The organism is Ignavibacteriota bacterium, assembly GCA_016212665.1.
GTDB lineage: Bacteria > Bacteroidota > Ignavibacteria > UBA10030 > SZUA-254 > FW602-bin19.
In genome coordinates, this window is the sequence record JACREZ010000013.1 from 37,609 (window position 1) to 50,860 (window position 13,252).

At 41.3% G+C, this 13,252-nt stretch carries 8 protein-coding genes and 1 tRNA gene; 3 read left to right on the plus strand and 6 right to left on the minus strand.

Annotated features, from left to right (window positions below; translation table 11 throughout):
- Positions 1–99 precede the first annotated feature (99 nt).
- The 3 genes from HY960_04345 to HY960_04355 all read right to left on the minus strand — a co-directional run bounded on the left by HY960_04345 (position 100) and on the right by HY960_04355 (position 3,113).
- Positions 100–510 (minus strand): F0F1 ATP synthase subunit epsilon, encoded by a 411-nt coding sequence (locus tag HY960_04345; GenBank protein MBI5214959.1) that lies wholly within the window; start codon positions 508–510, stop codon positions 100–102.
- 5 nt (positions 511–515) lie between these two features.
- Entirely contained in the window at positions 516–1,919 is a 1,404-nt protein-coding gene (gene atpD, locus HY960_04350; GenBank protein ID MBI5214960.1) for a F0F1 ATP synthase subunit beta, read from the minus strand.
- Between the two features lie 168 nt (positions 1,920–2,087).
- Positions 2,088–3,113, minus strand: coding sequence for a hypothetical protein (locus tag HY960_04355; GenBank protein MBI5214961.1), 1,026 nt, complete (start codon positions 3,111–3,113; stop codon positions 2,088–2,090).
- Positions 3,114–3,191: 78 nt separating this feature from the next.
- On the opposite strand from HY960_04355, the gene HY960_04360 reads away from it, so the two are divergent.
- Together HY960_04360 and HY960_04365 are read left to right on the plus strand one after the other, a co-directional pair.
- Positions 3,192–5,414 carry a glycosyltransferase family 39 protein gene (locus HY960_04360; GenBank protein ID MBI5214962.1) on the plus strand — a complete coding sequence of 741 codons (2,223 nt, stop codon included), beginning with the start codon at positions 3,192–3,194 and terminating at the stop codon, positions 5,412–5,414.
- Between the two features lie 8 nt (positions 5,415–5,422).
- A complete protein-coding gene (locus HY960_04365; GenBank protein MBI5214963.1) occupies positions 5,423–7,546 on the plus strand; it encodes a glycosyltransferase family 39 protein in 2,124 nt (707 codons plus the stop codon).
- Between the two features lie 21 nt (positions 7,547–7,567).
- On the opposite strand, the gene ypdA is transcribed toward HY960_04365, so the two are convergent.
- The 3 genes from ypdA to HY960_04380 all read right to left on the minus strand — a co-directional run bounded on the left by ypdA (position 7,568) and on the right by HY960_04380 (position 9,098).
- Positions 7,568–8,560, minus strand: coding sequence for a YpdA family putative bacillithiol disulfide reductase (gene ypdA / locus HY960_04370; GenBank protein ID MBI5214964.1), 993 nt, complete (start codon positions 8,558–8,560; stop codon positions 7,568–7,570).
- 57 nt (positions 8,561–8,617) lie between these two features.
- Positions 8,618–8,690, minus strand: a tRNA-Thr gene (locus HY960_04375).
- A 6-nt stretch (positions 8,691–8,696) separates the two neighbouring features.
- A complete protein-coding gene (locus tag HY960_04380) occupies positions 8,697–9,098 on the minus strand; it encodes a 4Fe-4S dicluster domain-containing protein (protein MBI5214965.1) in 402 nt (133 codons plus the stop codon).
- 248 nt (positions 9,099–9,346) lie between these two features.
- Between HY960_04380 and HY960_04385 the strand changes: the two genes are divergently transcribed.
- A complete protein-coding gene (locus tag HY960_04385) occupies positions 9,347–13,252 on the plus strand; it encodes a T9SS type A sorting domain-containing protein (protein ID MBI5214966.1) in 3,906 nt (1,301 codons plus the stop codon).

The window sequence follows — 13,252 nt, forward strand, 5'->3', positions numbered from 1 at the left end:
ATGACACTTTTAGGAAGCAAAGATACAATTTCTTCATCAAACAAAAAACCCACTCCGAAAATAATTCCAAAGTGGGTTGAGATTCAATGACAATGAAGATTATGCACGTCCTGCAATTTTCAATCTGTTTAGCGCACGGGCTAAAGCGGCTCTCGCTCGTTCAATATCTATTTCTTTTGGATGCTGTTCGAGTCTATCTTTCGCGCGGGATTTTGCTTTCTCCGCTCGTTGAACATCTATCTCGTTCGAGCGTTCTGCTGATTCTGCAAGCATCACGACACGATTGTTCATCACTTCAACAAAGCCGCCGCTTGTTGCATACTTGATTTCGTTGCCTTGTGTATCGCGCATCTTCGCTTCACCAACACCAATGGCAGAAAGCAACGGTGCGTGGTTCACCAACACCTGAAAACTTCCCATCACTCCGGGTGCAGTAAAACTTTCCACATCGCCTTTGAAGACAACGCGTTGTGGCGTTACAATTTCTAGCTGGAATTTTTTGTCTGACATGAACCTTATGCTGCCATCTTCTTTGCATTTTCAATCACATCTTCGATTGCGCCGCACATATAGAATGCGCCTTCGGGAATGTGGTCGTACTCGCCCTCGACGAGTCCTTTGAAACTGCGGATTGTATCTTCCAACTTCACATATTTTCCTGCAAAACCGGTAAACTGTTCAGCAACAAAGAATGGCTGTGAGAGGAACTTCTGAATCTTTCGTGCGCGGGCAACAGTGACTTTATCTTCATCAGATAATTCGTCAATACCAAGAATGTTGATGATGTCTTGCAAGTCTTTGTATGTTTGTAAGATTTCTTTCACACGTTTTGCAACATTGTAATGCTCTTCACCTACGATAAGTGGGTCGAGAATACGGGAAGTCGAATCGAGCGGGTCAACGGCGGGATAAATTCCAAGTTCCGCAATCTGTCGGCTCAACACTGTTGTTGCATCAAGGTGACTGAATGTCGTTGCTGGCGCGGGGTCGGTCAAGTCATCGGCAGGAACGTAGATTGCCTGCACCGACGTGATTGAACCTTTCTTCGATGAAGTGATGCGTTCCTGCAATTCACCCATTTCTGTTCCAAGTGTCGGCTGGTATCCGACAGCGGAAGGCATACGACCAAGAAGTGCGGATACTTCAGAACCGGCTTGAACAAATCTGAAAATATTATCTACGAAGAGAAGAACGTCACGGCCCTCGTCACGGAAATATTCTGCCATTGTTAAAGCAGTCAACGCAACACGCTGACGTGCGCCGGGAGGTTCATTCATCTGTCCAAACACAAGCACCGTTTTATCAATAACTCCACCCTCTTTCATTTCAAGGTACAAGTCGTTTCCTTCACGTGTTCGTTCACCAACTCCTGCAAAAACGGAGTAGCCGCCGTGGTGCATTGCGATGTTGTGAATCAATTCCATGATAACAACGGTCTTACCAACACCGGCACCACCAAATAATCCGGTTTTGCCACCTCTTGAATATGGTTCAAGCAAATCAATAACTTTAATGCCTGTTTCATACATCTCCTTTTTTGTGCTGAGGTCTTTAAACTCCGGTGCAGGACGATGAATGGCGTAGTAAGTATCTGTTTTTAATGGGGCAAGTCCATCAATCGCTTGTCCGGTGACATTAATTAAACGACCGAGCGTTGCAGGTCCGACCGGAACTGAAATTGGCGTTCCGACATCAATCGCTTTCATGCCGCGAACCAAGCCGTCCGTCGAGTCCATCGCAACCGTACGAACACGTTCTTCGCCGAGGTGTTGTTGAACTTCACAGATAAGTTCTTCTTGCCCGCCTTCGATATTTTTACGTGGAATTTTGACAGCATTAAGAATTGCGGGAAGTTTGCCGCCGGAAAAATCAATATCAACGACAGGTCCGATGACCTGCGTAATTATACCTTCGTTCATTCAGTTCCTTTCCGCCCAAGGCGGATTGTTTAGATAAAATTGCGTAAGAAAGCCCAACTTTTCAGGTTTGAGTGCTGGGATTGTAAGAAAATTCGGCACAAATATAGCAGATTGAAGGGAATTTACCAAACGAATTTTTCCTTTGCCTGAGCGTAAGGGGTAGGATGCTTATCTGTTCCCGAAAGAAATTCCGGGGAGCCAGATGGTTGAAATCCCTCCGATTATATTCCCATGTCTTGAAACGGAGAGCCAAACTCCCGGTGAAAATGTTTCGTTGCCGAGCACTCCCGGATATACATTCACATTCACAAGATTATTCTCCAATCCACTGAACAGAACACTTGCAAGCAATGAATTATCTTTATCATAAAAGAAGCCTACGTTCCACGCCAACTCTGCCGACTTTTGGTTTGTCGAAGGGTCAATCAATCGTAAATGTTTTGAGCGAAGACCGGCACCGACAGAAAACGATTGGGCGTGTTCATCTTTGTAAGAAACACCAAGCAATCCGTTCATGCCGAAATAATAAAAGAGATGCCATTGCTCGGAGAAAGGAAATTTCCATTTGAGCGAATAATATTGTCCGTTGTTCTGAAGTGTGGATTGTGAAACTCCATAGGATGGTTGTAGAGACCAATCAGCAAGATTCAATGTGCGACTGAAAAATTCATTCACTCCATCAAAACTGAAAAGTACAATTCCGCCAGCATCAAATAAAAAAATGTCGGCAATCGGGTCAACATTATCTCCTTCGTAATTTCCGTTCTCGACGAATTCATTCAACGTGTGAGTCATTGCCATCGTTGCGATTGAAAAAACTGCTGGCGAAGGAAATCCATGCTCGCTGTACCATTCGCGCGTAGCGACGTAGTTCATTCCGCCGCCAACCAAATGAAGTTCATAGTTCGGAAGCCACTGCCCGCCTGATGATGACCAGTTGAGCGGGAACACTTCGTTCTGTAAAAATCTTCCCCAACCATACCGATTGATAGTTGCAAACGGACTCCCTAAATTTCTCATAACATTGTTTGATGAAATGCGATATGGATATGAAAAGACATCCCGCGGATACTCTTCAAGTTGAAGAATATCGAAACTACTGTTCAGAAGAAGTGTTACGGGATTGAATAATGCCTCGCTGCCGAAGTTTCTGCCATGATAATAATATCGTTCCTGTGCGAACGATACCTGCAAAGAGAGTAATAAACTAAGAACAAAAATCCTGATGAACACAAACAACTGATAAATGATGGAACAAGATACAAAGTTGAGGTGAAATATCGAAGCGGGAAAATTTTATCTGCAATTGTTCACCTACGGATTTTTTTTTATGTTCACACGCTCATGAAGAAACTGTTTGATTTCATAACCGCACAGAAATACATCCTCCTCATCCTTGGAGTTGGAATCGCAGTGCGTTTGTGGAATATCAATTGGTCTCTCCCGTTCATTTATGAGGAAGCCTACCCGTTCAGAACTGCATGGAACTTCTGGATTTGGGGAAAGCCAGGTTTCGATTTTAATCCTCACATTTTCAATTATGCGGCTTTGAGTTTTTATGTGCAGTTTCTGATTCAGGTTCTTCATTTCGCCGTAGGAACAATCTTTGGGATTTATTCCAACCTCGAAGCCTTTCATCAAGCGTTTGAAACTGACACAACAAGTTTTTTAATTCATGCTCGTATGGCATCGCTCGTTTTCGATGTTGGAACAATGCTCGTTACATATCTTTTCGTCATGCGAAATTTTCGTAAACCAGCCGCGTTTTTAAGTGCGATATTTCTTGCAATAAATCCGTTACACATTAAAGAGACACATCTTGTAAATGTTGATACGCCGCTGACATTTTTTGTCTTGCTCGGAGTCTTCTGCATTTTTCAGGTTTATCATTCTCCATCCCGAAAATGGTATCTCCTCAGTGGACTGTGTATCGGACTTGCGATGGCGACAAAATATACCGGAGCGTTTCTATTCGCCGGACTTGTATTCGCTCACGTTCTTCGTTCATCTTCAATCAAAGAAGCGTTTATATCTCTGAAATCATCTCATCTGACTTTCTCCGGAATCATAGCGTTAGCGATATTTTTTCTTCTCAATCCATACATCATCCTGAGTTTCGATGAATTCTTTCACCGCGTATCCTTCATCTACTACAATGTAATTTCGTATGGACATTTAGGCGTCGTCTCATCGGAGAGCAGCATCGCCTTTTACTTATTCCAATCAATTCCATCTCACTTAGGAATTCCATTGACGCTGACAATCGTCGGAACAATTTTCTATTTGATGTGGAAGCGAGAAAAACAGAGTTTCCTCTTACTTTTTTTCCCTCTTATTTATTTGATTGTCATTGCACAATGGGAATATCGGGCAGATAGATATATTCTCCCCATCGTTCCACTTCTTACTATCATTGGAACTATAGGAACGATAACGCTGTGGAATCAAATCAACGCAAAAATTAAAGGGCGCGAAGACTCAAACAAGAAGTTAGCATTTGTAACTCCTGCGATTCTTCTCGTGCTCGTACTTGTGCTGTCCTTCCCGATGGCGTTGCACTCGTACGAATATCAACGCTCACAATCGCTTCCCAACACACGCACCGTTGCACGAGAATGGATTTTGAAAAACATTCCCTCTCAATCTTCTGTTGCGATGGTTCCTTTTGGAATGGAATTACCTCCGAACAAATTTATCCAAATCAATATCCCGTATCATCCGGTAACTCCTCACGCACTGTTACCTTTTTATGATGCTCGTTGGTTCACTGATGTTGATATTCTTATTTGCAGCAGTTACGATTACGACCGATACGCTCTTGAGCCGGAAAAATATGGAGCGTTCCTGAAATTTTATAGTGTCATCAAATCACAGTGTTTACTTGTGCATGAAATCAAACCGGAACAACATCAGAATGGACCGACTGTTTGGTTGTATCATCCGCCGCAAAGCACAGAAGAATTATTTGACATGAACTTAGTTCGCGGGTTAGGGATTTTAGCAGAGACTACACTCGTAACTACATTTCTCGATAGACTTGCATATTCACTTTTTTCTAAGGGAAAACTGCAAAAAAGCGAACAGTTGATGGAACACGCTCTCATGTTCGACCCGCTCAATCTTCGATTGCTGAAAGAACTAACGTGGACTCTTTTTCGATTAGGCAAGTTTGAACGAGCATTGAGTTACTCTCAACTCTCACTTAACATCGAGCCAAAGCAAGCGGAAGTAATCGCTCTTGAAGGCGGCTCCCTCCTTCGGCTCAATCGGTTCGAGGAAGCCGAGCAACGACTTCTCTACGCACTCACCATCAATGATAAATTTGAATTTCCGTATCTTGACCTTGAAATGATGTACAGAAAAACAAGAAATATTTCCAAGCAAATTGATATTTTGAAACGCTACCAATCAATTCTCCCGAACGAAAGCGAAGCAACTTTTCTCGTTCAACAACGGATTGAAGAGTTACAACAATCAGCACAATCAAGTAAATGAAATTATTTTTGAAGACTCTCTTAAAAGAGAACAGAATTCTCCTCTCAATCATTTTTGTCGGAGCGATTCTCAGGGTACTTTTTATCAACTGGGGCTTACCGGAATTGTACGAAGAAGCTACGCCTCTCACAGTTTCGTGGAAACTCTGGAACTTTGAAGGAAAAGGATTCGATTTCAATCCACATTTTTTTAATTATCCCGCGCTTACATTCTATCTCAATTTTGCTGTTCAGGCAATTCATTATTGGGTTGGACATCTACTTGGCTTTTATTCAAGTCTTCAGGACTTCGGAGTGACGCAAGACCCGCTCATCATCTCTTCACGATTGCTAACCGTTGTATTTGAAGTTGCAACTATCATTGCAGTGTTTCTCCTCGCACAAGAACTCTCAAACAAAAAAACAGCATTGATTGCATCTGCACTTCTTGCGTTTAATCCGTTGCATATTCAGCAGGCACATCTCATTCAGGTAGATTCACCGCTTGCATTTTTCTGCACGTTGAGTTTGTACTTCATCGTTCGTTCATATCGTCAGCCATCGAACAGAAATTATTTGCTTTCGGGAATTACAATCGGATTAGCAGCGGCTTCAAAATATACAGGTGCATTTTTGATACCTGTGTTTCTCGTTTCGCATCTGCTTCGTTTCAGTTCTTTCAAACTCGCTCTCAATCATCTCCAAGAAAGAAAACTTCTTGTCGGACTTATTGCTTCGGCATTCACATTCTTTTTGCTCAACCCATACATCATTCTCAGTTTCAATGAATTCCTCGCAGATTTTTCATTCGAACAGTATCATGTTTCCTACGGTCATCTCGGATTGCTGACAACCGAATCCACCATCGGATATTATCTCTTTGATGTGTTTGGAAATCAATTGAGTTGGCTTGTGTATGCGTTCGTTTTCGTTGGTGCCTGGTATTGCATCAAACAGAAAGAAAAAAGAAATTACATTCTCCTGAGTTTCCCTGTAATATTTTTGATAGTCCTTTCTTCGTGGCAGATGCGTGCGGAGCGTTACATCCTTCCTGCGTTTCCGACTCTACTTGTCATTGCTTCTATTGGAATATTTTTTTTGTTTGATTTGATTATCAAGTTCATTTCAAAACATAAAGAGGGAATTTACCCCGCATCGAAGACAATGAACATCGCTGTTGCATCGGTTTTTGCTCTACTCTTTCTTATCCAGCCGACGATGAGTAACTACCGCAATCTTCGTTCGCTTACCTTGCCGGATACGCGAACACTTACAAAAAAATGGATTCAGGAAAACATCAAACAAGGTTCAGTTATAGCGTCCGGTCCGTATGGAGTTTACTTTGATGAAAAAGAATACATCACGCTTAAAATTCCGTTTATTTCTGTCGAGACAGAAAAAGTCGCTCCGTTTTATGATGCCCGATGGTATGATGAAGTTGATGTTTTGATTACGTCGGATTATGACGGCGGAAGATTCAGACGTGAACCAGAACGGTTCAAAGATTTTCTCTCGTACTATGCGTCTCTTAATAAACAGTGGAACGTTCTGTTTGAAATAACCCCGTCGGATGAAGTAACGGGACCTTCGTTCAAACTCTATCGCTGTCCGAAAGAAATGATTCAACCGAGTTTCGATGAGAGTCTCCTTAACAGACTTCAGTCAAATCCTGAAAGTTTACATATCAGTAAATTTCTGAAACAACTGAATTTGATTTTATATCGAAAAGGAAAATTAGAAAAGAGTTCTCAACTCCTGCGCGAGATATTAACGGTAGAAGTGGAAAATATTGCATTGAGAAATCAACTTGCGTCAGTGTATTTCGAATTAGAACGTTATGACGATGCTCTCCAGCAATTGCAAGTCTCGTTGAAATATAATCCCAAGCAAGCGGGTGTTTTCGGATTGGCTGGAAGAGCGTTGTTGCGTTTGAATAAAATGAAGGAAGCGGAAGCAACGTTAGTGAAAGCGTTGAATATGGACCCAAAGAATGAAGCCGCGTATGAAGATTTATATCAACTCTATTTCACACTCAAACGACCTGATAACATGAGGGTGGTACTTGAGCAGTATGCAAAAATACTCCCTCCAAATTCTCCGAAGAGAGAAATAATAAAAAAACAACTCGGAGAATTACCACAAACTACAAAATGATTTCAATAGATTGCAGTCGGCTTAAGTCAACGGCAATCTATGATTCAATTTTTTCTTCAGCGCTTCAATAATGTTCTTCCCGTGTTCTCTCCCGTTTTCGATGAACACTTTATTGTTGAATTTTCCTCCAACTAATCCGCCGGCAACGAAGAGACCAGGAACATTTGTCTCGAATGTTTCAGGATGACATTGCGGTGCGAGTGTTTCTACATCCACATTGATGCCGACACTTCTTAAAAATGCAACATCCGGAAGATAACCAATCAAGACAAATGCAAAATCCGTTTTGATTTCTGTCCTTGTTCCATTTTGATTTTCGACAATAGTCATGCCTTGCCTGAATTCTTTCACAACAGTCTTCAACTGTAGCGTGATTGAACCTTCCTTCACCCTGTTTTCAAAATCCGGGAGAATCCAATACTTCACTCCGGGACTCAACGCATCTCCTCGATGAACAACTGTAACCGAAGCGCCATGACGATACAAATCTAACGCGGCTTCCACAGCAGAATTTTTTCCACCAACGATAAGAACATGTTGCTTATAAAATGGTAGCGCATCGCGATAAAAATGCGATACATGAGGAAGTTCCTCACCCGGAACATTGAGCGGTGTTGGAGTGTCATAATAACCGGTCGCAATCACAACTGCTTTGGATTGAAAAGTGTTTCCCGTAGAAGATCCAAGAAAAAATATTCCATCGTGCTTCTTCACGCCAATAATGTCTTGATAAAATTGAATTGCCAGATTGTAATGTTCGACTACCCTACGATAATACTTCACACAATCGAGTGAAGTGGGTCGAGTGGTTGGAACGATGAAGGGAACATTTCCTATTTCAAGCAATTCAGGTGTCGAAAAGAAAAACATGTCGCGTTGAAATTGTTGAATGGAGTTTACCACTCCACCTTTATCAACCAGAAGATACTTCAAGCCTGATTTGTGAGATTCGATCGCGCAGGCAATCCCCGCCGGACCGGCACCTATGATTATTACATCAAATAGTTTATTCATAACATTCATTCAATAAAAAAATCCTGTCTCAAAAAAATTGAGACAGGATTGTGTGTGAGCTGAAGGAGAGACTTGAACTCTCGACCTGCTGATTACGAATCAGCTGCTCTACCAGCTGAGCTACTTCAGCGAAAATTTATACTGTAGGTTTCTGACCGTAAAATACGGTCGGGAAAAATTCTGAAACCTCTGCGTTTCCACTGGACATCCATTCTTTATCAGGAAGTACCGTTCGCAATGTCCAATCTTTTGCAATATCGCCCGCCGTTTCACTTTCAATCATTTCGATTGTTTCCCATGGGCAATATTTCACGCAGAGCTTACACCCGATACATATATCAAGGTCTATCTCAACTACTTTCTTGTGTACATCGTAATCAGGTCCGGAAACGACGTAAATACAATCAACAGGACAAAATTCGAGGCAAACCTCGCATCCGGTACAACCTTCCTGATTAACTACAGCTAATTCTTTCGGTCGTTTCTTTCGAGCCGGAGCGGATGGTTTCGGTGCGGCAACTGCTTGTGGAGTTTCCATCAATTTTCAGAACATTTTCATTTGATTCGGTGCAAATTAACAAAAAAAACGGCAGTTATCCAAATGCTTGATTTTCACTTCTTTTCTATTTCGATTTTGTTTTTTACTGTGACACCAAAGTTTGACATTCCCAAACTATTTTCTTATAGTTGTCTCAGAATTATCAGGAATTACTTTAATCTTGATTCCGTAACTAAATAATTTTCTTGTTTATTACAATTCATCATCTTGTGCGTAAAGGTATAAATATGTTTACTCGTTCCATTCTTGTTCTTCTTAGTGCAACCTTGATTATTTTTTCAACGCTTACATTTGCACAATCCAACAAAGAGAACTCTACATACAACATCAAGCCGAATCTTGATGTTACTCTTGCTACACCTCCGACTGTAGTTACAAACCCTGCAACTATCGCGAGTGCTTTATCTGCCGTTCTCAATGGAACTGTTAATCCACAAGGCAAATTAACTGCCGCACAGTTTCAATGGGGAACAACCCTATCGTACGGAAATGTTACAACACTTACTAATGTGGGAAGTGGCAACACGAATGTTCCGTTTACTGCACTACTCACCGGATTAACTCCAAACACACAATATCATTTCCGCATCACGGCTACCAATTCCGATGGAACATCAAATGGAGTGGATAAAAGCTTTACCACACCGTCCGCCCCTACTCCGACTGTCTATGTTCGACCTCCTTCTGACATAGATTTAACTTCTGCCACGTTTCAGGGCGAAGTCAATCCCAACGGGTATAACACTACTGCGTGGTTTACATGGGGAAAAGACTCTCTCTTGAATGTTACTTCACCGGTAAATATTGGTTCCGACACATTGTTTCACCCTTACACCACAGTTGTAAACAATTTACAACCGAACACGACGTATCAGTATTTTGCAAATGCATTAAATGTCGGCGGCGCATCAACCAGTTTTAATACAATGATGTTTACAACTCTTGCTTCATCGAATGAATACTTACCGGACGGTTACACCGTCGGACTTTATCATTTGAACGACGCAAAAGAATTCATACAAGATTACAGCGGGCAAGAGAATAATGGTACTGTTGATACGTTATCGGGATCAACTTCGCCGGAGATCATTCCAGGTAAATATGGTTACGCACGTGACTTCACTCGGTTGACTCAACAAATTGAAATCATTTCAAATGCTTCACTTGAATTTACTGATGAAAGTTTTACACTCGAAGCTTGGGTGAATCCTGAATTTTATGGAGGAGGTGAAGTTCTGATTATTGGTCATGGTTCTCCCCTGGATAGTTCGTTAGCATTTCAATTCAAAATTAATCCCTTTTATCAACTCGAAGTTAATCTTAGTAGCGATGGAACTTTCCAATCACAAACATCTACAATAAGTTATCCGTTGCAAGCAAATACCTGGCAACACGTTGCGGCAATCATTGATTTGGTGAATTTTGAAGTCAGAATTTTCCACAACGGATTGTTACAACCAACAACTTCCGTTGGCAGTTTTCCAACTTCGCTATACATTTCCCCTGCACCTGTTACGGTGGGAACATTCTCAGGTATTGGAAAAACATCAACAGGTGTATTGCACTGCTCTATTGATGAAATCCGCATATCCAACATTGCCCGACAACCATCCGAATTCAAGATTCCGGGTTCTGTCTCCGGTATAAAATTCTGGGATAGAGTAAATTTGGGATATTATGATGAAACCTCAGGCGACACTGTGTTGGGAAATTGGGGAATTATTTTGCAACAACTTCCTACTAACTCAGACATTACAAACACGTTTAAAGCAGAAACAACATACACTAACGAATTCGGTTTCTTTTCTTTTACTGATTTAGACGAAGGCATTTATCAACTTTCGGAAGTACAACAAATTAGTTGGCTTCAAACATATCCCGCGGGAAATGGAAAATACCAATTGACAATCTCCGGTGGAACTTCTCATACCAATATCAATTTCGGAAACGCTTCTGGTTATAAATTCAGCGGACCTCCTGGTGGTTCATGGAATGACCCGGGGAACTGGGAAGGTGGCGACATTCCCGGAAACGATACACCTGTATATTTTGATTCAGTAGAAATTGTATATGATGTTCCATTCGATGATTCTATTGGGGCATTACGTATCGGTCCGGGCGGTAGACTTACATTTAATACTTTATCAAAATCCAAACTAAATTCCGGCGGTGGTTCTCTGTACATTGAAGGTAAATTACAGATTGATGAAGAAGCAATTTTAGATGGAGGCTCTGGAAACACATGGTTATACTGTGATGGTGATTTTGAAAATCAAGGGAATTTCCAGGCAGGAAACTCAACTATCGTCTTTACGGGAACGGACAATAAAACTATCATCTACAATCCGCCCGCGAATAGTTTCTCCTTGAAAAAGAGCCCAGAGGTGAAAGCAATTACCGGAAATACATTTTTCAATCTAACCATTACCGGGACAAATACTTCTACCAATGGAAATGTTGTTGTAAATAATCAACTTGATTTAGTTGAATCGTTATCCTTAGGCGAAGATGATACATTATCGCTTGAAAATCCCAATGCCGGTTCACTATCAGGTTCGGGATTAATACCAACGGGTACATTAAGGAGAAAAGTTACTCAGAACAACCAGTACAGATTTGAAAGTGATGACTCTTTTATTCAATTTGATGAAACTGGCGCGCCGGAATATATTTCGGTAACTCCTCAGCCAGACGCGCACCCTGATTCAACAACCTTACGCTGGAAAAAGGTTGATGCAATTCAAAACACCACAACGAATACATTTACTGTTTCGGGACTCGACCATTTTTCAAAATGGGTATTGGGTAAACCGGGCACCGGATACCGTAAAGGGACGGCATCAAATCCTGATTATGTTGTTCCAAAAGCGTCAAGGACATACACGGTACTTGCAGAAGGCGGCAGTTCATTCAATGCTACTCTCCAACTGCGGTATGAAGACGGAGATATTTATGATGGCCAAAATGAAGAGGATTTGGAACTTGCGTATGGAGCGTTCTATGTTGATTCGGTTCGTGGACGATGGAACATGCTTTCATTACCCGTTCTTCCCGATGATACACAAAAGGATTCTGTGTTCAGAAATTCCACCTCTGATGCATTTCGATTTGACAATTTTGCAGGATATACATCTTCTCAATCGTTATCATTTGGAACCGGATATTGGTTAAAATATCCACAAACTGAGGAAATTTCCATTCTCGGTAACGACCAAACTTCAAACGTCGTTAATCTAGAAGAAGGTTGGAACATGATTGGAACAATCAGCTATCCTATAGACCCATCGGCTATCTATTACTACAACAATGAAAATGATAAAGAATATTTTACTTCTTCATCGTTCTTTGGTTATGATAATGGATATGAACTTGCAACCGTACTCGAACCTATGAGAGCATATTGGGTAAAATCTTCGTCTGCGCTTGAAATTGTTCTGGATATGAATGAGCCAACACCCTCTCCCAAATCTTCCGTTGATGAGATACTGAAGCAAAGCAATTCAATTTCATTCAGCGACGCATCAGGTTCAAAGCAATCGTTGTATTTCACATACAAAAAGAATTTGAATTCGAGTCGGTTTGAACTTCCACCAATAGCGCCACAAGGAATTTTTGATGCGCGATTTGCTTCAGGAAATATGCTTGAAGATTTGACAAATCAATCATCGAAATTACTCCCTGTCACGCTTTCATCAACGACTACACCATTAACCATATCATGGAACATTACAAATAAGTCGGGAAATGCAACTTTGCTTGTTGACGGGAAAGAAATTCCGTTGTGGACAAATGGAAAAATTACTGTAACCAATCCGGCTGTTTCTGTTGCTTTAAAACTCAATACCACTCCATCACCGGAGTTCCCGCAATCATTCGCATTGTATCAGAATTACCCGAATCCTTTCAACCCCACAACGACTATTTCCTTCGACCTTCCCAAGGATGAACTTGTTACTTTGAAAATATTCAACATTCTCGGACAGGAAATTGTCACAGCCATTAATAATTCAGAATTCAAAGCAGGACACCACTCACTGTCGTTCAATACAACAGATTGGTCAAGTGGAGTCTACTTCTATAAGTTGACTGCCGGCTCATTTTCTGATATGAAAAAAATGATATTAGCGCGGTAA

What these genes read in the sequence shown, in the direction of transcription:
- HY960_04345 (MBI5214959.1), bottom strand. Translation starts at nt 510, where the DNA reads ATGTCAGACAAAAAATTCCAGCTAGAAATTGTAACGCCACAACGCGTT.
- atpD (MBI5214960.1), bottom strand. Translation starts at nt 1,919, where the DNA reads ATGAACGAAGGTATAATTACGCAGGTCATCGGACCTGTCGTTGATATT.
- ypdA (MBI5214964.1), bottom strand. Translation starts at nt 8,560, where the DNA reads ATGAATAAACTATTTGATGTAATAATCATAGGTGCCGGTCCGGCGGGG.
- HY960_04380 (MBI5214965.1), bottom strand. Translation starts at nt 9,098, where the DNA reads ATGGAAACTCCACAAGCAGTTGCCGCACCGAAACCATCCGCTCCGGCT.
- HY960_04385 (MBI5214966.1), top strand. Translation starts at nt 9,347, where the DNA reads ATGTTTACTCGTTCCATTCTTGTTCTTCTTAGTGCAACCTTGATTATT.